This window comes from Candidatus Merdisoma sp. HCP28S3_D10 (assembly GCF_052065835.1).
Lineage (GTDB): Bacteria > Bacillota > Clostridia > Lachnospirales > Lachnospiraceae > Laedolimicola.
This window is the reverse complement of record NZ_JBQHTG010000001.1, coordinates 309,416-334,937: the sequence shown is the minus strand read 5'-3', so window position 1 is coordinate 334,937 and position 25,522 is coordinate 309,416. Positions and strand designations below refer to the sequence as shown.

The following is a 25,522-nucleotide window of genomic DNA, read 5'->3' as shown; positions in this document are numbered from 1 at the left end:
GTATGTACAGCGAAAAAGTAATGGACCATTTTCAGCATCCCCGTAACGTAGGAGAGATAGAGAACGCCAGCGGCGTAGGCACCGTCGGCAATGCAAAGTGCGGCGACATCATGCGGATGTACCTGGACATCGACGACAACGGTGTGATTCGGGATTGTAAGTTCAAGACCTTCGGCTGCGGCGCCGCAGTGGCTACCAGCAGCATGGCAACCGAGCTGGTAAAGGGCAAGACCATCCAGCAGGCTCTGGAAGTAACCAATAAGGCTGTTATGGAAGCTCTGGACGGACTTCCCCCTGTGAAGGTCCACTGTTCTTTGCTTGCCGAGGAGGCCATTCACGCGGCACTCTGGGATTACGCAGAGAAGCACGGTATCAAGATTGAAGGCCTGAAGAAGCCGAAGTCTGATATCCATGAGGGCGAGGAAGAAGAGGGCGAGGACTACTAAAAGGAATCGTAAGCTATGGCAAAGAAAAAGGTAGTAGTAGGAATGTCCGGCGGCGTGGATTCCTCCGTGGCAGCTTATCTTCTAAAGGAACAGGGCTACGAGGTCATCGGAGCCACCATGCAGATCTGGCAGGACGAGGACGAGTTCGTCCAGGAGGAAAACGGCGGCTGCTGCGGTCTGTCCGCGGTGGACGACGCCCGGAGAGTGGCGGCTCAGCTGGATATTCCCTATTATGTGATGAATTTTAAGACAGATTTCAAGGAAGCTGTCATGGATTACTTTGTGGCGGAGTATCTGGCAGGCCGGACGCCCAATCCCTGTATCGCCTGCAACCGTTATGTGAAATGGGAGGCGCTTTTAAAGCGCAGCCTGGACATCGGCGCGGACTATATTGCCACCGGCCATTACGCCAGGGTGGAGCAGCTGCCGAACGGCCGCTACGCCATCCGCAATTCCGTAACGGCGGCGAAGGATCAGACCTACGCCCTCTATAACCTGACCCAGGAGCAGCTTTCCCGGACACTGATGCCAGTGGGAGCTTATTCCAAGGAGGAGATTCGGGAAATGGCGGAGAAGCTGGGCTTCCGGGTAGCCCATAAGCCGGACAGCCAGGAGATCTGTTTTGTGCCGGATCAGGATTACGCGGGCTTTATAGAGCGGACCACCGGAGAACCCTCGAAGGAGGGCAATTTCGTAACCGCCGACGGCACCGTTCTGGGCCGCCACAAGGGCATCATCCACTATACCATCGGCCAGAGGAAAGGTCTGGGCCTTGCCATGGGCCGCCGGGTGGTGGTAACGGAGATACGCCCGGAGACCAACGAGGTAGTCATCGGCGAGCAGGAGGACGTATTTACCACGACTCTTTACGCGAACCGCCTGAATTATATGTCCGAGCCGGATTTCCCCGAAGGAAAAGAGGTACTGGCCAAGATTCGTTACAACCATAAGGGTTCTCCCTGCGTTATCCGCCGGGAGGGAGCGGATCTGATCCGCGTGGACTTCCGGGAGCCGGTCCGGGCCGTGACGCCGAGCCAGGCGGTCGTGTTCTACGACGGGGATTACGTGCTGGGCGGCGGAACCATCGTGCGGACGCCGGAGCCCTTTTAGTCAGAGGTAAATATGCGATATCTGGATCGCGTAATTGAGGATATCGAAAGTGGAAAAGCAAACTTACAGAGCACGAGCTGCCAGAGGATTAGTGGATGAAAATGCTCTGGAAAGAATGAGAAGAAGAGGCCGTTGCAAAATAGAGAAACCATCTATTTTGCAGCAGCCTTTTTGTATAACAGAACATATTTATAAGGGAACAAACTCTGCCTTCCGCTCCCGGAACACCGTAAAATACCGGAAGCCGCATTCCCTGAGCACCTCTCTGGCGTCCGCAAACCGGTAAGCCACATACTCGGTGGTGTGGGCGTCGGAGCCCATGGTGATGATTTCCCCGCCAAGCTCCTGGTAGCGGCGCAGCACGTCATGGCAGGGATTCGGTTCGGAGAGTCCGGCCTTATAGCCGCCGGTATTGATTTCGATGCCCTTGCCCTTCTCAATCAGAAGCCGGAGAATGGCGTCCACCTGTTCCGCATGCCGCTTGTAAGAAAAGACGCGTTCTCCCTGAGGAATATAGCGGACGATATAGTCGATGTGACCGTATACGTCAAAATCATCGAAGGCTTGAATGTTCTGAAGGGTCACATCCAGATACCGGGCTACGCCGGAAGAAGCATCGAAGGAGGCCCAGAAATCCGGATAATAGGGATCCAGCCGGTCCACCAGATGGGTGGAGCCGATGAGAAAATCAAAGGACTTGTCCGAAAGCCAGGACCGGTATGCGTCCCCCAGATGAGGCTGGAGTCCCAGCTCCGCGCCGGTGAGGAGTTCAATACGCTCCCGGTAGTCCTCCCGGAGGCGCTTCATCTCCCGAAAATAGGCTTCTGTATCCAGGTCAAATTTTGTATCGGAATAGGGGTAATCCAGATCCAGGTGCTCCGTCAGGCACAAGAGGGAAAGACCCCGGGCAACGCCCTCCTTTACCATGGCTTCCGTGGGGGTCTTGCTGTCCCCGGAAAAATAGGAATGTAAGTGATAATCAGCAGTCATAGTCAGTACCTCGCAAACAGATTCTATAAAATCTAATTATACTGGAAATGAATGTGAAAAAATATACAATGACAGGAAAAAGATCGGCGTGAAATTCGCTGTTCTGACAAAAATTATACAATCACCGGGAAAAACAGGAATTGGGACTTGCTTTTTTGTATCAGATTCGGTACAATAATGACAGGTTGGGCCTGTTCCAGCAACAGGATAAGAACCACGAAAATCTAAATTCATATTTAGGAGGAAATTTAAAATGGCAGTAAAAGTAGCGATTAACGGTTTCGGACGTATCGGTAGACTTGCATTCAGACAGATGTTTGGCGCAGAGGGATATGAGGTTGTAGCAATCAACGACCTGACAAGCCCGAAGATGCTTGCTCACCTGTTAAAATATGATTCTTCTCAGGGTAAGTATGCTCTGGCAGATACCGTATCTGCAACAGAAGACTCCATCATCGTTGATGGCAAGGAGATCAAAATCTACGCAAAGGCTAACGCAGCAGAGCTTCCGTGGGGAGAGATCGGCGTAGACGTAGTTCTGGAGTGTACAGGATTCTACACCTCCAAGGAGAAGGCTTCTGCTCATATCACAGCAGGCGCTAAGAAGGTAGTTATCTCCGCTCCGGCTGGAAATGACCTTCCGACCATCGTTTACAATGTAAACCATGAGACACTGACAAAAGAGGATACTGTAATTTCCGCAGCTTCCTGTACAACAAACTGCCTTGCACCGATGGCTAAGGCTCTGAACGACTATATGCCGATTGAGTCTGGTATCATGTGCACCATCCACGCTTACACAGGCGACCAGATGATCCTTGACGGACCGCAGAGAAAGGGTGACCTGAGAAGAAGCCGTGCAGGCGCAATCAACATCGTTCCGAACAGCACAGGAGCAGCTAAGGCAATCGGCCTTGTTATTCCGGAGCTGAACGGCAAGCTTATCGGCGCTGCACAGCGTGTACCGACCCCGACTGGTTCTACTACTATCCTGAACGCAGTTGTTAAGGGCGAGGCTACTGTTGATGGTATCAACGCAGCTATGAAGGCTCAGGCTACAGAGTCCTTCGGATACAACACAGACGAGATCGTATCTTCTGATATCGTTGGAATGAGATTTGGTTCTCTGTTCGACGCTACACAGACCATGGTTGTAAACCTTGGCAACGGCACATCTCAGGTACAGGTTGTTTCTTGGTATGACAACGAGAACTCCTACGTATCTCAGATGGTTCGTACAATCAAGTACTTTGCGGAATTAGCATAAGCCATGCGAAAGCCGGAAAGGGCAGACGCATCGTGCTTGCACGTAAGCGGCTGGGCTTTACGGGTTTCATAGGGCGCAGCCCGGCGACCGAGATGAAGCGAAGCGAAATCGAGGTGCGTGGCGAGAGCGGCCATTGAATTAAGACCTATTAAGAGGTCCGGTCTTTATGGACCGGGCCTCTTTTATTAAAACGATAAGGAGAGATTGAGATGTTAAATAAGAAATCTGTAGATGACATCAATGTAAAAGGACAGCGCGTCCTGGTAAGATGCGACTTCAACGTACCGTTGAAGGATGGCAAGATCACAGACGAGAACCGTCTGGTAGCAGCACTTCCGACTATCAAGAAGCTGATCGCTGACGGCGGAAAGGTAATCCTCTGCTCCCATCTGGGCAAGCCGAAGGGAGAGCCGAAGCCGGAGCTGTCTCTGGCACCGGTAGCAAAGAGACTGTCTGAGCTTCTGGGACAGGAAGTAAAGTTCGCGGCTGATCCGGAGGTTGTAGGACCGAACGCAAAGGCAGCTGTAGCGGCTATGCAGGACGGCGACGTAGTTCTTCTGGAGAACACCCGTTATCGCGCAGAGGAGACCAAGAATGGAGAGGCATTCTCCAAAGAGCTGGCTTCCCTGGCAGATGTATTTGTAAATGACGCGTTCGGAACCGCACACCGCGCGCACTGCTCCAACGTAGGCGTAACACAGTATGTGAAGACCTCTGTAGTAGGATACCTGATGCAGAAGGAGATCAACTTCCTTGGCAACGCTGTCAACAATCCGGAGCGTCCCTTCGTAGCAATCCTGGGCGGCGCAAAGGTTGCAGACAAGCTGAATGTTATTGCAAACCTGCTTGAGAAGTGCGACACTCTGATCATCGGCGGCGGAATGGCTTACACCTTCCTGAAGGCAAAGGGCTACGAGGTAGGAACCTCTCTGGTAGACGACGAGAAGATCGATTACTGCAAGGAGATGATGGAGAAGGCTGAGAAGCTTGGCAAGAAGCTGCTTCTTCCGGTTGACACCACCATCGCGAAAGAGTTCCCGAACCCCATCGACGCTGAGATCGAGGTATCTGTAGTTCCCTCCAACGAGATTCCGGCTGACATGATGGGTCTGGATATCGGAACCAAGACAGCAGAGCTGTACGCAGAGGCTGTGAAGTCCGCAAAGACCGTTGTATGGAACGGACCGATGGGCGTATTTGAGAACCCGATCCTTGCAAAGGGTACCATCGCAGTAGCGAAGTCCCTGGCTGAGACAGACGCAACCACCATCATCGGCGGCGGCGACTCCGCAGCAGCAGTTAACACACTGGGCTTCGGTGACAAGATGACTCATATCTCCACAGGCGGCGGCGCTTCCCTGGAGTTCCTGGAAGGCAAAGAGCTTCCGGGCGTAGCAGCAGCAAATGACCTGTAAGATTTTATTATTTATATAAAAGATAGAGGAGAACAAAACAATGGCAAGAAAGAAAATTATCGCTGGTAACTGGAAAATGAACATGACTCCCAGCGAGGCAGTAGAACTGGTAAACACCTTAAAGCCGCTGGTAGCAAACGATGACGTAGACGTAGTATTCTGCGTACCGGCTATCGACATCATCCCGGTAGTAGAGGCTACCAAGGGCTCCAACATCCAGGTTGGCGCTGAGAACATGTACTTCGAGGAGAAGGGCGCTTACACAGGCGAGATTTCCCCGAACATGCTGACAGACGCAGGTGTAAAGTACGTCATCCTTGGACATTCCGAGAGACGCGAGTACTTCGCAGAGACCAGCGAGACTGTAAATAAGAAGATGCTGAAGGCATTTGAGCATGGTCTTACACCGATCATGTGCTGCGGCGAGACTCTGACTCAGAGAGAGCAGGGCGTAACCATGGACTTTATCCGTCAGCAGGTTAAGGTTGGTTTCCAGGGCGTAACCGCAGATCAGGCTAAGGAAGCGGTAATCGCTTACGAGCCGATCTGGGCTATCGGAACCGGCAAGACAGCTACAACGGAGCAGGCTCAGGAAGTTTGCGCAGGCATCCGTGCGTGCATCGCAGAGATCTACGATGAGGCAACTGCAGCAGCTATCCGTATCCAGTACGGCGGATCTGTAAACGCAGCTACCGCACCGGAGCTGTTCGCACAGGCAGACATCGACGGCGGCCTGGTAGGCGGCGCAGCTCTGAAGCCGGACTTCGGAAAGATTGTAAATTACAAGTAAGCTGATTTATAGCAGAATAAAAAATCCTTCGATTTGGTGATAATTTCCAAATCGAAGGATTTTTTATTCTGCGAAAATATCCCGGTCAAACTTCCGTGCGAATAGATGTGGCAGTCCGAGCAACAGCTCCTTATCCGCCTCCTGAAAGGTATAGGGACTGTTTTCCGTTCCACGCTCCCAGTCCACATAGCGCAGATTGGCCAGGGAACCGTGTGTTCCCGCTTCGTCAAAGATATAGGGGCGGAAGGGAGAATTGACGGCCAGGGTCTGCAGGAACAGTTCGTCGGCGCAGACAGAATGGGAGAAATGCTTCCGGATCCAGTCCTCGTGTTCTAACACGTAGTGGGCAAAATTGTCTGAGATACTGAACCAGTTGGGACCCTTTCGAATGTGAAAATCACAACGCTTCAGTCGGTTGATCCGGAAAAAACGCTGAAGCAGTGTGAGGATATGATCGGCAGGTTCTGCCAGGGGCGAGCTGCTTTCACGGAAAAAATGCCAGAGGGAAACCCGCTCCAGTACAGAGGCAGGAACGGGAAGATCCTGATCAAAGGCAAGAAATTCCTTTCCAGCATAGGTTTCGAAGAAAGTGTGAATCTGCTCCGGTGATTTCAGAGGCAGATCCGAGCCGGAGAGCAGGTGATAATAAGTATAATGCTCCGGCGCAGCCGTCTTTAAAAGCATAAGCTCACAGGCAGTCTGACTATAGCCGCCCCAGTGGACGTCCATCCGATCTGTAAAAAAGAGACGGGAAGAAGTCAGAAGGATTGAAAATTCCTCCTGGGAAAAATCAGTCGCTTTCTGATCAATATGCAGGTAGATATCGTTGCGGGGATCGTCCAGCCGTTTTAAAAGAATCTTTAAAAAATCAAAATGGTTATGCGCCATGATCAAAAATGCGTGTCTATTCATAAAAACCTCCGAAATACGGACTTTCGTCCCAGTTAAGTGTACCACAGAAACAAAAAAATGAAAATAATGAAAAAAATTATGCCATATGTGTACGAAAAAGGAGCCGGTATACGTACTAGTAAACGGGAAATATAATAAGGGATAGTCTGATAAACCGATGAAAAACATAGAAAAGAAGAAGCGACTGTGCTATAATGGAAAAAACCGGAAGGTCATCGAAAGAAGACGAAAGGAGGTATTATGCGGAGACGAATCAAAAAAAAGAAAGGGTTGCTTAAGGATCCGGAGTATGAGCAGATCAAAAAACGATGGATCGCAGAACTGGAACAGGAGATGCAGACCCTGGAGGAGCTGGCTGAGAAAAAGGAAGCAGAGGATCCGGAATTTCTGTCCAGATTGGAATGTTAACTAAATAAAGAAAAATGGTTGACAATTAAAAAGGGATTCGGTATACTGCAAAAGATGAAATCAGAAAAGGAGACCAAAGATGTATACTGAATCCCAAAAAGCGACAAAAAAACTTACAACCTATCAACTGACCCTGACAGCAGTAATGGCGGCGGTTATCTGTGTGCTGAGTCCGATTTCCCTGGCTGTCCCGGTAAGCCCGGTACCCATTTCCCTGGGAAGCATGGCCGTATATCTGGCTGTAACCGTACTGGGCGCAAAGCTTGGTACCTTAAGCACGCTGATTTATCTGCTGCTGGGTCTGGTAGGTCTTCCTGTATTCGCAGGTTATATCGGAGGAGCGGAGAAGCTGTTCGGACCTACCGGAGGCTATCTGGTTGGATACATTTTCCTGGCACTGATTGCCGGAGCTTTTGTGGGCCTATTTGTAGAAAATAAATGGAAAAATATCGCATTTGCGGCGGTAGGAATGATTCTGGGCACCATTGTTCTGTATCTGATTGGAACCGCATGGCTGGCATATTCCGCAGGAATGGAGTTCCAGGCGGCTCTTTGGGCCGGCGTTATCCCGTTCATTCCGGGTGATCTGGTGAAAATGGTGATTGCGGTGCTGCTGGGAAGCGCAGTGCGAGCAAGATTGCTTCAGGCAGGAATTTTGAACAATTAGGGGACCAAACGCTCATAAACAGCATTGACTTTTTATTCACAAGCTGTTATATTTGTTGTTAGAAAGTGCACAGATTGCATACAGGTAACAGGTGGAAAAGAAGACCGGGTTCTCGTGAAATAAAGGGCAGATTAGACACCCGATATCTCACGTGGAATTTGGCTTCTTTTTGTGCCATAGGAATGTGCTGTATGAAAATTGAAGAATCAGGGAGGAATTATTTCATGGAGACTCGTCAGGGTAAAAGTGTATTTTCCGGCGTAGCAATTGGAAAACTTTTTGTGTATAAGAAAGCAAAACAGGTTGTGGAGAAGATCACCATTGAGGATCCGGCTGCGGAAGTAGCCCGCTACATGGCTGCCAAGGAAAAAGCAAAAGAGCAGCTTGAGATGCTGAAAGAGAAGACGATGAAGGACGTAGGAGAGGCAGAGGCTGAGATTTTCGAGGCTCATCAGATGCTTCTGGAGGATCTGGATTTCGTAGAAGGCATCACAGGTATGATTGAAAATGATAAGGTTAATGCAGAGTACGCTGTATTCGTAACAGGCGAGCAGTGCGCGGCACTGTTCCTGAGCATGGACGACGACTATATGCGCGGACGCGCGGCAGACGTTAACGATATCTCCAGCCGTCTGATCGCTATCTTAAGCGGTACCCAGGTAAGCGCAGAGGCTATGCCGGAGCCGGTTATCATTATGGCAGAGGATCTGGCGCCCAGTGAGACCGTACAGTTCGAGAAGGACAAGATCCTGGCGCTGGTTACCCAGAAGGGATCCGCAAACTCCCATACCGCTATCCTGGCACGTATGATGAATATCCCCTGTATCGTTACCGCAGATATCGATCTGGATCCGGAGCTGACCGGTAAGGACGGTATCGTAGACGGCTTCACGGGCAAGATTTACATCGAGCCGGACGAAGTGACAGCAGCTGTCATGGCAGAGAAGAAAAAGCGTGAGGAGGAGCGTAAGCTTCTGCTTCAGAGCCTGAAGGGCCTGCCGACCGTAACCAAGAGCGGCAAGCACATCCATCTGTATTCCAATATCGGAAGCGAGGAGGACGTGGATTCTGTACTGGAGAACGACTCCGAGGGTATCGGCCTGTTCCGCAGCGAGTTCTTGTATCTGGGCCGCGATACCTATCCGACAGAGGAGGAGCAGTTCCAGGTATATAAGAACGTGATCTCCAAGATGAACGGCAAGAAGGTTATCATCCGTACACTGGATATCGGAGCAGATAAGCAGGCGGATTACTTCCAGATTCCGAAGGAAGAGAATCCGGCGATGGGCTTCCGTGCCATCCGTATCTGTCTCCACAGAACAGAAGTATTTAAGACCCAGCTGCGCGCTATCTACCGGGCAAGCGCATACGGCACCGCTTCCATCATGTTCCCGATGATTATCTCTGTAGCAGAGGTAAAGAGAATCAAAGAGATTGTAGAGGAAGTAAAGGAAGAGCTGCGTCAGGCAGATATTCCCTTCGGCGATGTGGAGCTTGGTATCATGGTGGAGACGCCGGCAGCCGTTATGATTGCGGATATGCTGGCTCCGGAAGTAGACTTCTTCAGCATCGGAACCAACGACCTGACCCAGTATACCCTGGCAATTGACCGTCAGAACCAGTCTCTGGACGATATCTACGATCCCCATCATGAGGCAGTGCTTCGCATGATTCAGAGAACCATCGAGTGCGCACACGCGCACGGCGCATGGTGCGGTATCTGCGGAGAGCTGGGAGCAGATATGGAGCTGACACGCCGCTTTATCCAGATGGGTATCGACGAGCTGTCCGTATCTCCGGTATTTACCCTGGAGCTGCGTAAGAAGATCCGCGAGACAGAGTAAGCAGGCGGAATCTGAGAACGATAGTCGGCCGGAGGCAGTCCGGCTTACAGCTATAAATTTAAAAAAAAGGAGAATCTATCATGAAAGAGTTTAAGTATGTAGTACAGGATGAGCTGGGACTTCACGCAAGACCGGCAGGACTTCTGGTAAAGGAAGCAGCAAAGTTCAAGAGTGCCATCACTCTGGACAGCGGCGCTAAGAAGGCAGACGCTAAGAGAATCATGGCAGTGATGTCCATGGGCGTTAAGCAGGGCGTAGAGGTTACCGTTACCGTAGACGGTGAGGATGAGGATGCAGCGTTCGACGCAATCAAGACCTTCTTCGAGACCAACCTGTAATTCAGAAAGAAGCTTCGCGGCATAGCCAGTTTTGGCTGTGCCGCGTTTTTTTATCCCAAACCCTACTTTTAAATTAGGTGTAAAGGTGATATACTAAATAACAAATGCCTGCCTTTCGGCGGGGCAAATAGAAAGACAGGAGAACAAACATGACCATAGAAGAATTACAGAGCTATGAGCTTGTGGAGAAGCGTGAGATCGAAGAGCTTCATTCCGTGGGCTATTACCTGAAGCATAAGAAAACAGGGGCGAAGGTCTGCCTCTTATCCAACGATGACGAGAATAAGGTATTCTATATCGGCTTTCGCACCCCGGCGCCGGACGATACGGGCGTAGCCCATATTCTGGAGCATTCGGTGCTGTGCGGATCCAGGGAATTCCCGGTGAAGGATCCCTTCGTGGAGCTGGCAAAGGGTTCCTTAAATACCTTCCTGAACGCCATGACCTACCCGGACAAGACCGTGTATCCTATCGCAAGCTGCAACGATACGGATTTTCAGAACCTGATTCATGTATACATGGACGCGGTATTCTATCCGAACATCTACGACAGGGAAGAGATCTTCTGCCAGGAGGGCTGGCACTATGAGATGGAGCAGGAGGATGGCGAGCTGACCCTGAACGGCGTGGTGTACAATGAGATGAAGGGCGCCTTTTCCTCCCCGGAGGGCGTGCTGGAGCGGGAGATTCTGAATTCTCTTTACCCGGATACCACCTATGCCAATGAGTCCGGCGGAGACCCGGAATTTATTCCGGATCTGACCAGGGAGCAGTTCCTGGATTTCCACAGCCGCTATTACCACCCCTCCAACAGCTATATTTTCCTGTACGGAAACTGCGATATGGCAGAGAAGCTTCAGTGGTTGGACGAGAAGTACCTGAGCCATTACGACTATCTGGAGATTGACTCCGAGGTCCGCACCCAGGCGCCCTTTGCGAACATGCGGGAGGTCGTGAAGGAGTACTCTATTTCCGCCGAGGAGAGCGAGGAAGATCATACCTATCTGTCATACAACAAGTCCGTGGGAGACACCCTGGACGCAAAGCTTTACCTGGCGATGCAGGTGCTGGAGTATATGCTGCTGACAGCCGCCGGAGCGCCCTTAAAGCAGGCGCTTTTAGACGCCGGGATCGGACAGGATATCATGAGCTCCTACGACAACGGCGTGAAGCAGCCGATTTTCTCGATTATAGCGAAAAACGCCAACGAAGCCCAGAAGGACGCGTTTGTAGAGGTGATTGAAGGCACCTTAAGGAAGCTGGCAGAGGAAGGACTGGACGAAAAAGCCCTGCGTGCCGGTATCAACTATTTCGAGTTCCGCTACCGGGAGGCAGATTTTGGAAATTATCCCGCGGGACTGATGTACGGCCTGCAGGCCTTCGACAGCTGGCTCTATCAGGACGATAGCGCCTTCCTGCATCTGGAAGCCCTGGATAATTTCGCGTTCCTGAAGGAACAGGTGGGCAAAGGCTATTTTGAGGGACTGATCCGGAAATATCTGCTGGAGAATCCCCACGGCTCCCTGGTGCTGATCCGGCCGAAGAAGGGTCTGACCGCCGAGCAGGACGAGAAGCTGGCGAAAAAGCTGGCAGCCTACCGGGACAGCCTGAGCGCGGAAGAAAAGCAGCGGATCGTGGCGTTTACCAGACATCTGAAGGAGTACCAGAGCGAGCCCTCCCCCCAGGAGGATCTGGCGAAGATCCCGCTTCTTGCCCGGGAGGACATTGAGAAAAAGGCCCAGCCCTTCCAGAACGAGCTTCGAAAAGCCGGAGATACGGAGGTTCTGTACCATGACCTGGTTACCAATGGCATCGGCTACGTGGATCTGGTATTCCGGGCAGGCGGCATTCCCGTGGAGCTGATTCCCTATCTGGGACTTCTGAAGGCGGCCTTAGGCCAGCTGGATACGGAGCATTATACCTACGGGGAGTTTTCCAACGAGCTGAACCTGCATACAGGCGGTATCAGCTGCAGCGTGGGAAGCTATGACAGCGTAAAGAATCCCAAGGATTACCAGGCAGTATTTGAGGTAAAGAGTAAGGCACTCTACGGGGAGCTTCCGGTGGCCTTTTCCATGATACAGGAAATGCTGCTGACCTCGAAGCTTCAGGATAAGAAGCGTCTTCGGGAAATCGTGTCGGAGACCAGATCCCGTCAGCAGATGGCCTTCCAGACTTCGGGACACTCCATGGCGGCCCTGCGTGCCATGTCCTACTTCTTATCCAGCGCCGCATTTTCCGACATGACCGGAGGCGTGGACTTCTATCGCTTCATCGAAGAGCTGGACGGACAGTTTGAGGACCGGTGGGAGACGGCGGCAGAGAATCTGGCGAAGCTTGGACGGATTCTGTTCTGCCCGGAGAATCTCCTGGTAAGCTATACCGGAGAGGCAGAGAGCCTGAAGGGACTGGAGGACGAGGTGAAAAAGCTTTCAGCCTCCCTGTATCCGGATACGGGCGCGGAGCACAAGGCATGGGCGCTGGTTCCGGAGCATAAGAACGAGGGACTGAAGACCTCCGCCCAGATTCAGTATGTGGCCCGGGCCGGCAGCTTCCGGGCAGCGGGACTTCCTTACACGGGAGCCCTGAAGGTACTGCGGATCATTATGAGCTATGATTACCTGTGGAACAATATCCGCGTCAAGGGCGGCGCCTACGGCTGTATGAACAACTACACCCGCACCGGCTGCGGCTACCTGGTATCCTACCGGGATCCGAACCTGGAGAAGACCAATCAGATCTATGAGGAAAGCGTGGACTACACCGAGAACTTCGACGTATCGGAGCGGGATATGACCAAGTACATCATCGGAACCATCAGCTCCATGGATACGCCGCTGAACGCCCGGGCAAAGGGAATGCGCTCCTTAAGCGCCTTTCTGACCGGTGTGACAGAGGAGCAGGTGCAAAAGGAGCGGGATCAGGTGCTTGGCTGCGGGATCGCGGAGATCCGGGCGCTGGCGCCGTATCTCAAGGCTATGCTGTCCCAGAACCATATCTGTGTCATCGGAAATGAGGAAAAGCTGGAAGAACAGAAGGCACTGTTTGACGTGACCGAGAGTCTGTTCCACTAGAGGAGAAATACATGGAAAACAACAAGTGCAAATCCGGGTTTGCCACGCTGATTGGCAGACCCAACGTGGGAAAATCAACCCTGATGAACCGGCTGATCGGACAGAAGATCGCCATCACCTCCAATAAGCCCCAGACCACCAGAAACCGGATTCAGACGGTCTATACCTGTGACGAGGGACAGATCGTATTTCTGGATACGCCGGGTATCCATAAGGCCAAGAATAAGCTGGGCGAATACATGGTCAATGCAGCCGAGCGTACCTTAAAAGAGGTGGACGTGATTCTGTGGCTGGTAGAGCCCACCACCTACGTGGGGGCAGGAGAGCAGCATATCGCGGAGCAGTTAAAGCGGGTAAAGACGCCGGTGATTCTGGTTATCAATAAAACCGACACGGTGAAGCGGGAGGAGCTGCTGGCCGTGATCGATACCTACCGGAAGCTTCATGATTTTGATGAAATTGTACCTGTATCGGCCATAAGCGGCGATAATACAGAGACGCTGATCGAGCAGATTTTCAAATATCTGCCCTACGGCCCCATGTTTTACGACGAGGATACGGTGACGGACCAGCCCATGCGTCAGATTGTGGCGGAGCTGATCCGGGAGAAGGCCCTGCGCTGTCTGAACGAAGAAATTCCCCACGGAATCGCGGTCTCCATCGACAAGATGAAGGAGCGGCCGGGCGGAAAGGTTATGGATATCGACGCCACTATCATCTGCGAGCGGGATTCCCACAAGGGTATCATCATCGGCAAGCAGGGCAGTATGCTTAAAAAGATCGGCAGCGCGGCCCGCTATGAGATCGAGGAAATGCTGGAGATGAAGGTGAATCTGCAGCTCTGGGTCAAGGTGAAAAAGGACTGGCGGGACAGCGATTTTCTGATTAAAAACTTCGGCTACGATAAGAAGGATCTGGAAATGTAAAAGAAGCTCCATTACCATTTATTTGCGGGCATACCTGTCCGGAATCTGGATACGCTAAGAAAAGAAGACGTGTACAGACATAAGAACAGGAGCGGAGCACATGACATGGGAAAGGTTTGAGCTGACTGGAGCGGTGGAGGATTATCTGAGCTACAAGGGGATTACCCGGGAGCGGGCGGAAAACGCCCGGCGGGAGAAAGGAGAAAGCCGGAGGGCGGAAGCGGAACATGGGACAGAAGATCACAGTGACAGGCCTGGTGCTGGCGGCCTATCCCCAGGGGGATTATGACAGACGCGTCATTCTTCTGACCCGGGAGCGTGGAAAAATCACCGCTTTTGCCCGCGGAGCCAGAAGGCAGAACAGCCCCCTTCTGGCTGTCTGCAATTCCTTCGTGTTCGGCGAATTTGAGCTCTACGAGGGGCGGACCTCCTACAATCTCATGCAGGCCCGGGTCAGCAATTATTTCTACGAGCTCAGCGGCGATTTTGAGGGAGCCTGCTATGGGTTCTATTTCTGCGAGCTGGCGGAATACTATACAAGAGAGGCCAATGACGAGCTGCTGATGCTGAAGCTTCTGTATCAGTCCTTGCGGGCGTTATGTAAACCGACAATCCCGGATGAACTGATCCGCTACATATATGAGCTGAAGGTCCTGGTGGTAAACGGCGAGTGTCCGCCGGACTTTGAGGAGCTTGACGTCTGTGAATCCACCCGGTATACCCTGCAGTATATCGCGGCCTCCTCCATTGAGAAGCTCTACACCTTCACGGTGTCGGAGCAGGTGCTGGGGGAGCTTAAGCATGTGCTGCACCGGTACCGGGTGAAGTATATGGAAGGCCATTTTAAGTCCCTGGAGATTCTGGAGGCCTGCGTAAAGTGATTTTCTGGTTGAAAAATCGGCTAAAAGACGCTATACTATATGGGATTCCGTGAGAACCTGCGGCTGTGCAGGCGTCTCAGAAAAAAGTGGGAGGAGTATTATGAGAAAATCAGTCTGTTTTGTGCTCCTGGCGTGTATGATATCTGCTCTGGCCGGCTGTGGGTCTGTCCCGAAGGAGAGTACCCTGGCCATTGATAAAAAGGGGAAGATAACCGACACGGTTGTGGAGAGCTTTGACAAGGATTTTTACGATTCCGAAGAGCTTCAGAAGGAGATTGAATCGGAGCTTGCAGAGTATAATAAGAACTTTGCGGCGGATCACATCACCATGAAGAAATTTGAAGTAAAGGACGGGACTGCGACCCTGCAGCTGGTCTTTGACGGAAGCGAGTATTACGAGGACTATACAGAAAATACGCTGTTCACCGGAACCCTTCCGGAAGCGGAGGCCGAGGGCTATGAGCTGTCCGGAGAATTGTTGGACGCAGACGGCGCGAAGACTGATCGGGCTTCCCTTAAGGACGCCGACGAGGCAAAGGTGCTGGTTCTGGAGACCGACGAGGCCATGCAGGTAGAGGTGCCGGGCAAGATCCTGGCGGTATCCGCAGGCGGCAATGTAAGTGTAACAGGTAAAAAGCAGGCGGCGGTCACAGACGGCGGGCTGTCATTTATCATTTATAAATAAGCAAAGAGGAGAAAAGCAAATGGAAAAGACAATGGACAAAATTGTAGCTCTGGCAAAGGCAAGAGGCTTTGTATATCCGGGTTCCGAGATTTATGGCGGTCTGGCCAACACCTGGGATTACGGCAATCTGGGCGTAGAGCTTAAGAACAACGTAAAACGTGCCTGGTGGCAGAAGTTTGTACAGGAGAATCCCTACAATGTAGGTGTGGACTGCGCGATTCTGATGAATCCCCAGACCTGGGTAGCGTCCGGACATCTGGGCGGCTTCTCTGACCCGCTGATGGACTGCAAGAGCTGTAAGGAGCGTTTCCGCGCTGATAAGCTTATTGAGGACTACATGGCTGAGAACGGCATCGAGATCGAGGGCTCTGTAGACGCATGGTCCCCGGAGGAGATGAAGGCTTATGTGGACGAGCACAATATCTGCTGCCCCTCCTGCGGAAAGCATGATTTCACCGATATCCGTCAGTTCAACCTGATGTTCAAGACCTTCCAGGGCGTAACCGAGGACGCGAAGAATACCGTATATCTCCGTCCGGAGACTGCACAGGGTATCTTCGTAAACTTCAAGAACGTACAGAGAACCTCCAGAAAGAAGATTCCCTTCGGAATCGGTCAGATCGGAAAGTCCTTCCGTAACGAGATTACACCGGGTAACTTCACCTTCCGTACCAGGGAGTTCGAGCAGATGGAGCTGGAGTTTTTCTGCAAGCCGGGAACAGACCTGGAGTGGTTCGCGTACTGGAAGCAGTACTGCATCGACTGGCTGAAGGATCTGGGCATGAAGGAAGATGAGATGCGTGCCCGTGACCATTCTCCGGAGGAGCTGTGCTTCTACAGTAAGGCTACCACAGACCTGGAGTTCCTGTTCCCCTTCGGCTGGGGCGAGCTGTGGGGTATCGCAGACCGTACCGACTACGACCTGACCCAGCATCAGAATGTATCCGGACAGGATATGTCTTACTTTGACGACGAGTCCAAGGAAAAGTATATCCCCTACGTTATCGAGCCGTCTCTGGGCGCAGACCGTGTGGTTCTGGCGTTCCTGTGCGCCGCTTACGACGAGGAGGAGCTGGAGGGCGGCGACGTGCGTACCGTGCTTCATTTCCATCCGGCGCTGGCTCCGGTGAAGATCGGCGTGCTGCCCCTGTCCAAGAAGCTGAACGAGGGCGCGGAGAAGATTTTCGCGCAGCTTAGCAAGAAGTACAACTGTGAGTTTGACGACAGAGGTAATATCGGTAAGCGTTACCGCCGTCAGGACGAGATCGGAACTCCGTTCTGCGTAACCTATGACTTTGAGTCTGAGACGGACGGCGCAGTGACCATTCGTGACCGTGATACCATGGAGCAGGTACGTGTGAAGATCGACGAGTTGGATGCGTACTTTGCGGATAAATTCACATTCTAATTTCATATAATAGACGAAAAGGGAACACTCCCTCTATGTCTGATACGCATTATTTTCAGCCATAGAGGGAGTGTTCCCTTTTCTGATAAGAACAATCCGCCGAATTCAAATATGTTGATTTCTGTGAGATAGTTAAAAAATAAACAAAAACAGATTCGCGATCCGGGTAAAATTTATGATAAATCCACGAAATAAGCTTGACAAATATTACAAGTGTGTTACACTATAAATGTGCGCAGGGTTTGGTCGTTGACCACAAGATCCCGCGCTGTTTTTATGCATAGGGAGAGAACGGCATAAGCAGCGCGGAAAGAAACGAATAATAGGAGGAAAACAGGGCAATGGCAAAATGGGTTTATTTATTCAAAGAAGGTAATGCGCAGATGCGTAATCTTCTGGGTGGAAAGGGAGCGAATCTGGCAGAGATGACAGGTCTGGGACTTCCGGTACCGCAGGGCTTTACTATCACAACAGAGGCCTGCACTCAGTACTACGAGGACGGACAGGAAATCAACGATGAGATTATGGGACAGATCAACGAGTACATCGGCAAGATGGAAGAGATCACCGGAAAGAAATTCGGCGATGCTGAGAATCCGCTGCTGGTATCTGTTCGTTCCGGTGCTCGCGCATCCATGCCGGGTATGATGGACACCATCCTGAACCTGGGCCTGAATGAGACCGTAGTAAACGCAATCGCAGAGAAATCCGGCAATCCCCGTTGGGCATGGGACTGCTATCGGAGATTTATTCAGATGTACTCTGACGTTGTAATGGAAGTAGGAAAGAAGTACTTCGAAGAGCTGATTGACGCCATGAAAGAGAAGAAGGGCGTTAAGCAGGACGTAGAGCTGACAGCAGAAGACCTGAAGGAGCTGGCAAATCAGTTCAAGGCAGAATATAAAGAGAAGATCGGCGCAGACTTCCCGGATGATCCGAAGGAACAGCTGATGGGAGCAATCAAGGCTGTATTCCGTTCCTGGGACAACCCCCGTGCGAACGTATACCGTCGTGACAACGATATCCCCTATTCCTGGGGAACAGCCGTTAACGTACAGTCCATGGCATTCGGTAACATGGGCGACGATTGCGGTACCGGCGTAGCCTTCACACGTGACCCGGCTACCGGTGAGAAGGGACTGTTCGGTGAGTTCCTGACCAATGCACAGGGCGAGGACGTAGTAGCAGGCGTCCGTACTCCGATGCACATCTCCGAGATGGGCGAGAAGTTCCCGGAGGCATTTGAGGAGTTCAATAAGGTTTGCAAGATCCTGGAGGATCATTACAGAGATATGCAGGATATGGAGTTTACCGTAGAGCATGGCAAGCTGTACATGCTGCAGACACGTAACGGTAAGAGAACCGCACAGGCAGCTCTGAAGATTGCCTGCGACCTGGTAGACGAGGGCATGCGTACAGAGGAAGAGGCTGTAGCTATGATCGACCCGCGTAACCTGGATACCCTGCTTCATCCGCAGTTCGACGCTGCAGCGCTGAAGGCAGCTACACCGGCCGGCAAGGGTCTGGGAGCTTCTCCGGGAGCAGCATGCGGACGCATCGTATTTACCGCAGAGGATGCTGAGAAATGGGATGAGAGAGGCGAAAAGGTTGTTCTGGTTCGTCTGGAGACCTCTCCGGAGGATATCACAGGAATGAAGGTTGCACAGGGTATCCTGACTGTTCGTGGCGGTATGACCTCCCATGCGGCAGTTGTTGCCCGTGGAATGGGAACCTGCTGTGTATCTGGCTGTGGCGATATCGCTATGGATGAGGCAAATAAGAAATTTACACTGGCTGGCAAGGAGTACCATGAGGGAGACTGGATTTCCATCGACGGTACTACAGGCAATATCTACGATGGACAGATCCCGACCGCGGACGCAAAGATCGCAGGCGAGTTCGGCCGCGTTATGGCATGGGCTGACAAGTTCAGAACCCTGAAGGTTCGTACTAATGCGGATACACCGGCGGATGCGAAGAAAGCACGCGAGCTGGGTGCTGAGGGTATCGGTCTGTGCCGTACCGAGCATATGTTCTTCGAGGAAGACAGAATCGCTGCATTCCGTGAGATGATCTGCTCCGATACCGCAGAAGAGAGAGAAGCAGCACTGGAGAAGATCCTGCCCTATCAGCAGGGAGACTTCGAGAAGCTGTACGAGGCTCTGGAGGGATGCCCGGTTACAATCCGTTTCCTGGATCCGCCTCTTCATGAGTTTGTTCCGACTGAGGAAGCTGACATCGAGAAGCTGGCAGAGGCACAGGGCAAGTCTGTAGAGACCATCAAGAACATCATTGCGTCCCTGCATGAGTTCAACCCGATGATGGGCCACAGAGGCTGCCGTCTGGCTGTTACCTATCCGGAGATCGCGAAGATGCAGACCAGAGCTGTCATCCGCGCGGCTATCAATGTAAAGAAGGCACACGCTGACTGGAATGTAAAACCGGAAATCATGATCCCGCTGGTATGTGAGGAGAAAGAGCTGAAGTTTGTAAAGAAGGTTGTAGTAGAGACTGCAGACGCTGAGATCGCGGCAGCAGGCATCGACCTGAAGTATGAGGTTGGTACCATGATCGAGATCCCGAGAGCAGCCCTGACCGCAGACGCTATCGCAAAGGATGCGGACTTCTTCTGCTTCGGTACCAACGACCTGACCCAGATGACCTACGGTTTCTCCCGTGACGACGCAGGCAAGTTCCTGAACGCGTACTACGACAAGAAGATCCTGGAGAACGACCCGTTCGCGAAGCTGGATCAGACAGGCGTAGGCAAGCTCATGGAGCTGGCTATCAAGCTTGGCAAGCCGGTAAATCCGAACCTGCATGTAGGTATCTGCGGCGAGCATGGCGGAGATCCGTCTTCCGTAGAGTTCTGCCATAAGATTGGCCTGGACTATGTATCCTGCTCCCCGTTCCGTGTACCGATTGCAAGACTGGCAGCAGCACAGGCTGCTATCAAATATGGGGAGGACTAATCTGTACTTCAGTTTTAAGGTTAATTTCGACCAAGCAGAAGCGTACAGAAAATCAACAGACCAATATCTTCGTGCAAAACAGTGGGAAGATTTAACTGTTGAAGTCTTTATCTAAAACAATTAGCAGGCATATTACTGTAAAAAGTAGTATGCCTGCTTTTTTTATGCCCATTTTGCACCTTTGCCCCTTTTTCATACCTATTATATAATAAGTATGAAAGCGAGGTGTTCAGTTTGAAAAAGCAAAAGTATTATATCAATTTGACTGATCAGGAACGCAGTGAAATCCTGTCTTCCCTTTTGATTAAGAAGAATGAACTGACACATCAGGGAAAGTTCACAGATGGTATTGATGAAGTTATTTGCAAGTTGATGAAAGCACGTACTAAGTTATTTAAGGTTAAAATTGTATAAAGTAAATCGGTACATATAGCCGCTTATTCCTAATTTGGAATAGGCGGCTTTTTTTGTTTTCAAAAATTTTTTTAATTTTTTTCAGAATTAGGGTGTGCATTTGACCTCTCTCAGTGGGAATTAGTGAAGGGGTTAATTCCTGACTCCGTTTAGGAACACTTCTTCACGTTCCTTGAAAACTAAATATCCAAACATTCAGGACTTTATTTCTGATGATTGGAAGCTATGAACAGAAAGGCAGGCAGACCGAAAAAAGAAAATGCGACACCGGTGGTGTCAGATTTTGACCGACAACGCTCAAACGAAGTTTTAGCAAGTGAAGTTGGTGAAAGTCGTGAGCAAATTCGCCGTTTCATTCGACTGACTTATCTTGTCCCCGAACTGCTTGAGTTTGTAGATGAGGGAAAAATGAAAATGCGACCTGCCGTAGAAATTTCGTATCTTGATGAAGATTGTCAGCGTGACCTCGTTGATGAAATCGACTTGAACGACTGTACCCCTTCCCACGACCAAACAATCCGTATGCGAAAGATGTTCGAGGAAGGAAAACTCACACCTGAAGCAATCCAAGCCATTATGTCCGAACAAAAACCGAATCAGCGTGAAAAGATAGTCCTTCGTGGTGATCGTGTGCGACAACTCATTCCAAAGAGTGTTCCACTAAATCAGACGGAGGATTTTGTTTGTAAGGCATTGGAGCATTACAACAACTTTTTGCGAAAACGTGCAGAGCGTGACACAAGGTAGTAGGAGTACAAATTTCCTGTTCCCCTTTCTCACACTCTAACCCCTAATTACAAGCTAACTTACCGAAAAAGATATATACTATCTTCCTGAATAAACTATCTCAAAAGTATATGTCTTTCTCATAAAGAAATGGCACAATTTACACTTGAAGGAGGTGGTTGCTATGATTTAAGTTTGCTCTCATAAATTCGCACCTTTGTCGGAGCAAGAAAATCTCCGTACAATGTGGGTAGAAAAGTAAAGGAGCGTGAGTTTATGAGAAAGCACATTTTACCCATTCTGCTTGTTCTGTTAATGGTGTTGCTTGTGGGATGTTCGCATACAAACGAACTACCGAAGGACACCGAAATCAGTTCTTCTTCGGTTGGTGAATTTTCGGAGCTAAAACAAGACGAGAACTTAACTGATGAACCGAGCATTTCCACAACGGAAAGCACCGCTTCATCGACTAAAAATGAAGTTGTTACAGAGCCTACCGAAAGCCAAGAAAAAGAGGATAAAAAACCTACTTCTTCTTCGGTGAGTAAACCAACGGAAAAACCTGAGAAAACACCGGAAACAAGCGAAACCAAGCCTGCTCAGTCACAGACTGAAAAGGACGAACCTGAAAAGAAACCCACAGAAACACAACCCGTTAAGCAGCCTGAAGAAAACCAAAGGCAAAGCACGACTGACAAATATGCTCAAGTCCGGTAAGGAACTCAAAGTCTTTTCTGTACCGCAGAAAGATCTGAAGAAGTTTACCGAGCAGGCTAAAAAGTACGGCGTACTTTACTGTGTGTTGAGGGACAAGTTTAGCAAAGACGAGAACGCTCCGGTCGATATTATCGCAAGAGCCGAAGATGCTTCTAAAATCCAACGTATCTTTGACCGCTTTGAACTTGGCAACTGTCTGTTGACGGACTATTGCTTTTTGCAGTTCACCCTCAAGAAATTTCTTCTCGTCATAAAAATCTTTGTTCGATTTCTTTTCTAGGATTTCAACAAGTAACGGCTCATCCATCTGAAGCATTATTGCAAGACGTTTCAGCTCATAGATTACTATCTGTTCAAGAGCATCTGCACGGATATAGTGTCGAGTCTGGCAGGTACCACGTGTATCCTTTACATAATTACTGCAACTGAAATAATGAATATCCTTGTTGACGGTATTGGTATGATAACTCATATTACTGCCGCAATCTGCACAACGGATAAGGCCGCTGAAGATATGCTTTCTTGCATTCTCTTTTTTAGGTGCTCTGCGTTTTGTCCTTGCTGTATGCTTCTGTACCATTTCCCAAGTGTCTCGGTCAATAATTGGCTCGTGAACATCCTTGAAGATTTTCCAATTCTCTACAGGGTTATCAATACGGGTTTTGTTCTTGAAGTTTTTGGAATAGGTCTTGAAGTTGATAACATCACCGCAATACTCTTGCTGTGCTAATATCTTTTGAATAGTAGTTTTACACCATTTGTACGGGTTTGGTTGTGTTTTCTTACCGCCACGATTGAGACCTTTACTTTGCCAATATGCCATAGGAATAAGCACTTGTCTGTTTTGTAGTTCTCTTGCGATAGCTTCGTTACCCATACCGTCAAGGCACATTCTGTAAATGTCTCTCACAACCTCAGCAGCTTCGGTATCAATTATCCATTTCTTCTTGTTTTCAGGACTCTTCATATACCCGTAGGGTGGCTGTGAAAGCGGTTCTCCCATATTACCTCTGATTCTGTGTGCAGAGCGTACTTTTCTTGAAATATCTCTCGCATACATTTCATTCATAACATTTTTGAAGGGTGCGATTTCATTTTCACCCTCATCACTGTCAACCATATCATTAACAGCAATAAATCTTATGTTATGCTCAGGGAAATAGTTATCCGTATAATGACCGACCGAAACATAATCTCGTCCTAATCGGGAAAGGTCTTTTACAATAACAACGGAGATATATCCCATTTCAATATCATCAAGAAGCTCCTGAAAAGCAGGTCTGTTGAAGTTCGTACCTGTATAGCCGTCATCAACATAATACTTGGTATTTGTTAGACCTAATTCCTTTGCCTTTTGTGTCAGCATTTTCTTTTGGTTGCCGATTGAATTACTCTCTGTCTCCGTACCGTCATCTCTTGACAATCGACAGTAGATAGCAGTAATTCCGATGTTTGCTTCAGACTGCATTAATCCTCCTTCCCGGCAGTCAAACATATATATTCTGCATTCATTGTATTTCTATCATCGGCACTTGTCAAATGTGCAAAATCACTGCCTACATATTTTTGTGCTTTGTCGCTTATGGTGTTCTCTAGCTTACAGATATTAACGGGTGCAAACTTGGATGAAACCTTGTAACAGACACCGTCAATAACATATTCACTGTCACAACCGAGACCGTAAAAATCTTTAAGCTTTTTCATTATCTCGCACCTCTGTCTTTCTGTCTCTGAAGATGCTTTCCGTAATACTCAACAGCCTTTGCAAGAAAATCTTCCTTTTCCTTTACGGTAGCATTAGATTTCATATATTTGCTGATTTTATCCTCGGGGATTTTAACCGTAACAACCTGATTAGGTTTTGGCTGTTTAACCATACTAAGAATTGTACCGACATCAAGCTTTCCTTCTTGTGCCAGCTTCTTCAATTTCTGTGCCTGAGCAAGGGACGGTGTAGCAAGCTCTTTCTCAATAGCCTCCGCTAAAAAGTTCTGATGCCCTTGGTTGAGATATGAAAGCTCAACAGCAGGACCAAGTGCGATTTTACCGCTATCTACCAAAGCAAGAAGCCTTGGAATCAGGTTGGTAAGGCGGATATATCTTTTTACCTGAGAAGCACTGTCTGTATCAGAAATTTCATCTGCAGACAACTTCGGTCCAACTTGGTCCGAAGTTAAATCTGTGCGTTTACCTTGCCTTTTAATAGCATCCATTTTCATCTTGTATGCAAAGGCTTTTTCCGAGGGCAGAATATGCTCACGGTACAGATTACTGTCAACAAGGATAATGTCTGCTTCTTCCTTTGTGATATCTAAAACTACCACCGGCACCTCTGTCAGCTTAAGCCTTGTTGCTGCAAGGTATCTTCTGTGACCCGATATGATTTCGTACACATCCGCCTTATCGTCCTTTCGTACCATAAGCGGCTGAATAATACCGTTCTCACGGATACTGTCTTCCAACGGCTTCATATCTTCCTCACGGCATTTATACGGATTCTTAAAATTGGGAACAATACTGCTCATAGGCATCTTTATGATTTCTGTTGTCTGAGGCTTTATTGCCTCTGATTCTTCTGTTTTCTCAAACAGGGTATTAATAAAATTTTCTTCTTTATTCATTTAATTCTCCTTTTCATTCTTGTGATAAAAATACAATCTTCAATTAGATTCTCTGTACACTCAACCGCATCAGCTGTCTGCTTCATCTCCTTGCCGATTGGTAAATCTGATAAGCCGTAGTTTCTGAAAATATTGTTTAAGGTGCTTGCAATTCCACGGAGCTTCAGAATAAACTCCATACATTCAGGCTTTCTGTCTTCCTGAATCGGATAGCCGAGAATAATATCTCTCAGCACCTGCTCCTTTGTAAAAAAGCTACGCTCTGTCAAACGGCTGATTTTGTTATACTGCTCTTCACTTACTCTAACTGCGATTCTTCTCGCTCTTGTACGCACTGTGCCACCTCCTTTGCTTTTATGATTTCGGGCATAATTTCATTTGTGCTTTTAAGAACCTCACGAAGCATTACTGTATCAAGCATTTTTATTTGCCACACTCTTTTTGAGACAATGCTCAGCTTGTCACATATGGGCTCAAGCAGATTGATATATTTCTCATAGTCCATATCCAATGTGGGCTTCATTTTTGCATTATCAATCTGATGTCTGATATACCGTGACATGCTCATATTTGCTCTTTCGGCATCCTTTGTGAGCATTGAAAATTCTTTCTCATTAAGATATAAAAATATTGTTTTTGTCAGCTTCATTTTTTTCACCTCCTGTCTTTCGGGTTTTAGGGGCAGTCCCTAACAAGTGGGATTTGTATGCACAAATCCAGTGCTTGCTAAGACTTATGCCACGCTTTTTTTGCTGTTTTTTCGGTTGGTTTACTAAAGCATTTTTTCACTTCCTTTACTTAAAAATTTTGCAAAAAAAAATCCTCGTACTGAAACTTAAAGTACGAGGATATGTATTCAGGTTGATTTGTTTGGTGAGGTTGTGGTATAATTGTTTTATTAAATAAGAGTT

Annotated in this window: 25 protein-coding genes and 1 pseudogene; 19 read left to right on the top strand and 7 right to left on the bottom strand. The window is 49.4% G+C overall.

Annotated elements, in window-relative coordinates; genetic code table 11:
* Nucleotides 1-2: 2 nt before the first annotated feature.
* Both nifU and mnmA read left to right on the top strand, forming a co-directional pair.
* Nucleotides 3-446 carry a Fe-S cluster assembly scaffold protein NifU gene (gene nifU / locus ACTNCH_RS01520; protein ID WP_441015420.1) on the top strand — a complete coding sequence of 148 codons (444 nt, stop codon included), beginning with the start codon at nt 3-5 and terminating at the stop codon, nt 444-446.
* A 15-nt stretch (nt 447-461) separates the two neighbouring features.
* The gene (gene mnmA / locus ACTNCH_RS01515) at nt 462-1,556 is read left to right on the top strand and encodes a tRNA 2-thiouridine(34) synthase MnmA (protein ID WP_441015422.1); all 1,095 of its coding nucleotides are present in this window, start codon (nt 462-464) and stop codon (nt 1,554-1,556) included.
* A gap of 189 nt (nt 1,557-1,745) precedes the next feature.
* On the opposite strand, the gene ACTNCH_RS01510 is transcribed toward mnmA, so the two are convergent.
* Nucleotides 1,746-2,546, bottom strand: coding sequence for a histidinol-phosphatase HisJ family protein (locus tag ACTNCH_RS01510; protein ID WP_441015424.1), 801 nt, complete (start codon nt 2,544-2,546; stop codon nt 1,746-1,748).
* Between the two features lie 253 nt (nt 2,547-2,799).
* Between ACTNCH_RS01510 and gap the strand changes: the two genes are divergently transcribed.
* The 3 genes from gap (at nt 2,800) to tpiA (ending at nt 6,018) form a co-directional block, all read left to right on the top strand.
* Nucleotides 2,800-3,813 carry a type I glyceraldehyde-3-phosphate dehydrogenase gene (gap, locus tag ACTNCH_RS01505; RefSeq protein ID WP_441015426.1) on the top strand — a complete coding sequence of 338 codons (1,014 nt, stop codon included), beginning with the start codon at nt 2,800-2,802 and terminating at the stop codon, nt 3,811-3,813.
* A gap of 209 nt (nt 3,814-4,022) precedes the next feature.
* A complete protein-coding gene (locus ACTNCH_RS01500; RefSeq protein ID WP_441015428.1) occupies nt 4,023-5,228 on the top strand; it encodes a phosphoglycerate kinase in 1,206 nt (401 codons plus the stop codon).
* 40 nt (nt 5,229-5,268) lie between these two features.
* The gene (gene tpiA / locus ACTNCH_RS01495; protein WP_158363370.1) at nt 5,269-6,018 is read left to right on the top strand and encodes a triose-phosphate isomerase; all 750 of its coding nucleotides are present in this window, start codon (nt 5,269-5,271) and stop codon (nt 6,016-6,018) included.
* A 63-nt stretch (nt 6,019-6,081) separates the two neighbouring features.
* On the opposite strand, the gene ACTNCH_RS01490 is transcribed toward tpiA, so the two are convergent.
* On the bottom strand, nt 6,082-6,930 hold the full coding sequence (locus ACTNCH_RS01490) for a beta-1,6-N-acetylglucosaminyltransferase (protein ID WP_441015431.1): 849 nt from the start codon (nt 6,928-6,930) through the stop codon (nt 6,082-6,084).
* 240 nt (nt 6,931-7,170) lie between these two features.
* Between ACTNCH_RS01490 and ACTNCH_RS01485 the strand changes: the two genes are divergently transcribed.
* The 14 genes from ACTNCH_RS01485 (at nt 7,171) to ACTNCH_RS01420 (ending at nt 22,270) form a co-directional block, all read left to right on the top strand.
* A complete protein-coding gene (locus tag ACTNCH_RS01485) occupies nt 7,171-7,338 on the top strand; it encodes a hypothetical protein (protein WP_441015433.1) in 168 nt (55 codons plus the stop codon).
* A gap of 79 nt (nt 7,339-7,417) precedes the next feature.
* Nucleotides 7,418-8,005, top strand: a complete 588-nt coding sequence (locus ACTNCH_RS01480; protein ID WP_441015435.1) for a biotin transporter BioY — start codon at nt 7,418-7,420, stop codon at nt 8,003-8,005.
* Nucleotides 8,006-8,229: 224 nt separating this feature from the next.
* Nucleotides 8,230-9,849 (top strand): phosphoenolpyruvate--protein phosphotransferase, encoded by a 1,620-nt coding sequence (ptsP, locus tag ACTNCH_RS01475; RefSeq protein WP_441015437.1) that lies wholly within the window; start codon nt 8,230-8,232, stop codon nt 9,847-9,849.
* 80 nt (nt 9,850-9,929) lie between these two features.
* A complete protein-coding gene (locus ACTNCH_RS01470; RefSeq protein WP_441015439.1) occupies nt 9,930-10,187 on the top strand; it encodes an HPr family phosphocarrier protein in 258 nt (85 codons plus the stop codon).
* 149 nt (nt 10,188-10,336) lie between these two features.
* Nucleotides 10,337-13,261 carry an insulinase family protein gene (locus ACTNCH_RS01465; protein WP_441015441.1) on the top strand — a complete coding sequence of 975 codons (2,925 nt, stop codon included), beginning with the start codon at nt 10,337-10,339 and terminating at the stop codon, nt 13,259-13,261.
* An 11-nt stretch (nt 13,262-13,272) separates the two neighbouring features.
* Nucleotides 13,273-14,187 carry a GTPase Era gene (era, locus tag ACTNCH_RS01460; RefSeq protein ID WP_441015443.1) on the top strand — a complete coding sequence of 305 codons (915 nt, stop codon included), beginning with the start codon at nt 13,273-13,275 and terminating at the stop codon, nt 14,185-14,187.
* 100 nt (nt 14,188-14,287) lie between these two features.
* Nucleotides 14,288-14,476 carry a hypothetical protein gene (locus tag ACTNCH_RS01455; RefSeq protein ID WP_441015445.1) on the top strand — a complete coding sequence of 63 codons (189 nt, stop codon included), beginning with the start codon at nt 14,288-14,290 and terminating at the stop codon, nt 14,474-14,476.
* Complete coding sequence (gene recO / locus ACTNCH_RS01450; protein ID WP_441015447.1) at nt 14,415-15,068, top strand: DNA repair protein RecO; 654 nt, start codon at nt 14,415-14,417, stop codon at nt 15,066-15,068. Before ACTNCH_RS01455 ends, recO begins: the two co-directional genes overlap by 62 nt.
* Before the next feature lie 100 nt (nt 15,069-15,168).
* Entirely contained in the window at nt 15,169-15,753 is a 585-nt protein-coding gene (locus ACTNCH_RS01445; protein WP_441015449.1) for a hypothetical protein, read from the top strand.
* Nucleotides 15,754-15,772: 19 nt separating this feature from the next.
* Nucleotides 15,773-17,161 carry a glycine--tRNA ligase gene (locus tag ACTNCH_RS01440; protein WP_441015451.1) on the top strand — a complete coding sequence of 463 codons (1,389 nt, stop codon included), beginning with the start codon at nt 15,773-15,775 and terminating at the stop codon, nt 17,159-17,161.
* A 341-nt stretch (nt 17,162-17,502) separates the two neighbouring features.
* Nucleotides 17,503-20,133: a pyruvate, phosphate dikinase gene (gene ppdK / locus ACTNCH_RS01435; RefSeq protein WP_441038304.1), complete on the top strand. Its 2,631-nt coding sequence runs from the start codon at nt 17,503-17,505 to the stop codon at nt 20,131-20,133.
* A gap of 639 nt (nt 20,134-20,772) precedes the next feature.
* Nucleotides 20,773-21,294, top strand: coding sequence for a hypothetical protein (locus ACTNCH_RS01430; protein WP_441038303.1), 522 nt, complete (start codon nt 20,773-20,775; stop codon nt 21,292-21,294).
* Nucleotides 21,295-21,549: 255 nt separating this feature from the next.
* Nucleotides 21,550-21,990: a hypothetical protein gene (locus ACTNCH_RS01425; protein WP_441038301.1), complete on the top strand. Its 441-nt coding sequence runs from the start codon at nt 21,550-21,552 to the stop codon at nt 21,988-21,990.
* Nucleotides 21,974-22,270 carry a PcfB family protein gene (locus tag ACTNCH_RS01420; RefSeq protein WP_441038314.1) on the top strand — a complete coding sequence of 99 codons (297 nt, stop codon included), beginning with the start codon at nt 21,974-21,976 and terminating at the stop codon, nt 22,268-22,270. The genes ACTNCH_RS01425 and ACTNCH_RS01420 overlap by 17 nt, the downstream gene beginning before the upstream one ends.
* 66 nt (nt 22,271-22,336) lie before the next feature.
* Here ACTNCH_RS01420 and ACTNCH_RS01415 read toward each other — a convergent pair.
* The 5 genes and pseudogenes from ACTNCH_RS01415 to ACTNCH_RS01395 all read right to left on the bottom strand — a co-directional run.
* Nucleotides 22,337-23,458: pseudogene (locus tag ACTNCH_RS01415) on the bottom strand (recombinase family protein); the annotation flags it as partial.
* Complete coding sequence (locus ACTNCH_RS01410) at nt 23,458-23,694, bottom strand: hypothetical protein (RefSeq protein WP_441038299.1); 237 nt, start codon at nt 23,692-23,694, stop codon at nt 23,458-23,460. The pseudogene ACTNCH_RS01415 and the gene ACTNCH_RS01410, both read right to left, overlap by 1 nt.
* Nucleotides 23,694-24,611, bottom strand: coding sequence for a ParB/RepB/Spo0J family partition protein (locus ACTNCH_RS01405; RefSeq protein WP_441038297.1), 918 nt, complete (start codon nt 24,609-24,611; stop codon nt 23,694-23,696). Before ACTNCH_RS01405 ends, ACTNCH_RS01410 begins: the two co-directional genes overlap by 1 nt.
* A complete protein-coding gene (locus ACTNCH_RS01400; protein WP_441038295.1) occupies nt 24,608-24,946 on the bottom strand; it encodes a plasmid mobilization protein in 339 nt (112 codons plus the stop codon). The genes ACTNCH_RS01405 and ACTNCH_RS01400 overlap by 4 nt, the downstream gene beginning before the upstream one ends.
* Complete coding sequence (locus ACTNCH_RS01395; RefSeq protein WP_441038293.1) at nt 24,910-25,260, bottom strand: plasmid mobilization protein; 351 nt, start codon at nt 25,258-25,260, stop codon at nt 24,910-24,912. Before ACTNCH_RS01395 ends, ACTNCH_RS01400 begins: the two co-directional genes overlap by 37 nt.
* Nucleotides 25,261-25,522 lie beyond the last annotated feature (262 nt).

Bases quoted from the DNA above. Each gene is read 5' to 3' on its own strand.
- ptsP (WP_441015437.1), top strand. From the start codon at position 8,230: ATGGAGACTCGTCAGGGTAAAAGTGTATTTTCCGGCGTAGCAATTGGA.
- ppdK (WP_441038304.1), top strand. From the start codon at position 17,503: ATGGCAAAATGGGTTTATTTATTCAAAGAAGGTAATGCGCAGATGCGT.
- ACTNCH_RS01455 (WP_441015445.1), top strand. From the start codon at position 14,288: ATGACATGGGAAAGGTTTGAGCTGACTGGAGCGGTGGAGGATTATCTG.
- gap (WP_441015426.1), top strand. From the start codon at position 2,800: ATGGCAGTAAAAGTAGCGATTAACGGTTTCGGACGTATCGGTAGACTT.
- ACTNCH_RS01480 (WP_441015435.1), top strand. From the start codon at position 7,418: ATGTATACTGAATCCCAAAAAGCGACAAAAAAACTTACAACCTATCAA.
- ACTNCH_RS01430 (WP_441038303.1), top strand. From the start codon at position 20,773: ATGAACAGAAAGGCAGGCAGACCGAAAAAAGAAAATGCGACACCGGTG.
- tpiA (WP_158363370.1), top strand. From the start codon at position 5,269: ATGGCAAGAAAGAAAATTATCGCTGGTAACTGGAAAATGAACATGACT.
- ACTNCH_RS01395 (WP_441038293.1), bottom strand. From the start codon at position 25,260: ATGAAGCTGACAAAAACAATATTTTTATATCTTAATGAGAAAGAATTT.
- ACTNCH_RS01490 (WP_441015431.1), bottom strand. From the start codon at position 6,930: ATGAATAGACACGCATTTTTGATCATGGCGCATAACCATTTTGATTTT.
- ACTNCH_RS01485 (WP_441015433.1), top strand. From the start codon at position 7,171: ATGCGGAGACGAATCAAAAAAAAGAAAGGGTTGCTTAAGGATCCGGAG.
- nifU (WP_441015420.1), top strand. From the start codon at position 3: ATGTACAGCGAAAAAGTAATGGACCATTTTCAGCATCCCCGTAACGTA.
- ACTNCH_RS01440 (WP_441015451.1), top strand. From the start codon at position 15,773: ATGGAAAAGACAATGGACAAAATTGTAGCTCTGGCAAAGGCAAGAGGC.
- ACTNCH_RS01420 (WP_441038314.1), top strand. From the start codon at position 21,974: ATGCTCAAGTCCGGTAAGGAACTCAAAGTCTTTTCTGTACCGCAGAAA.
- era (WP_441015443.1), top strand. From the start codon at position 13,273: ATGGAAAACAACAAGTGCAAATCCGGGTTTGCCACGCTGATTGGCAGA.
- ACTNCH_RS01500 (WP_441015428.1), top strand. From the start codon at position 4,023: ATGTTAAATAAGAAATCTGTAGATGACATCAATGTAAAAGGACAGCGC.
- ACTNCH_RS01465 (WP_441015441.1), top strand. From the start codon at position 10,337: ATGACCATAGAAGAATTACAGAGCTATGAGCTTGTGGAGAAGCGTGAG.
- recO (WP_441015447.1), top strand. From the start codon at position 14,415: ATGGGACAGAAGATCACAGTGACAGGCCTGGTGCTGGCGGCCTATCCC.
- ACTNCH_RS01445 (WP_441015449.1), top strand. From the start codon at position 15,169: ATGAGAAAATCAGTCTGTTTTGTGCTCCTGGCGTGTATGATATCTGCT.
- ACTNCH_RS01410 (WP_441038299.1), bottom strand. From the start codon at position 23,694: ATGAAAAAGCTTAAAGATTTTTACGGTCTCGGTTGTGACAGTGAATAT.
- ACTNCH_RS01405 (WP_441038297.1), bottom strand. From the start codon at position 24,611: ATGAATAAAGAAGAAAATTTTATTAATACCCTGTTTGAGAAAACAGAA.
- mnmA (WP_441015422.1), top strand. From the start codon at position 462: ATGGCAAAGAAAAAGGTAGTAGTAGGAATGTCCGGCGGCGTGGATTCC.
- ACTNCH_RS01470 (WP_441015439.1), top strand. From the start codon at position 9,930: ATGAAAGAGTTTAAGTATGTAGTACAGGATGAGCTGGGACTTCACGCA.
- ACTNCH_RS01425 (WP_441038301.1), top strand. From the start codon at position 21,550: ATGAGAAAGCACATTTTACCCATTCTGCTTGTTCTGTTAATGGTGTTG.
- ACTNCH_RS01510 (WP_441015424.1), bottom strand. From the start codon at position 2,546: ATGACTGCTGATTATCACTTACATTCCTATTTTTCCGGGGACAGCAAG.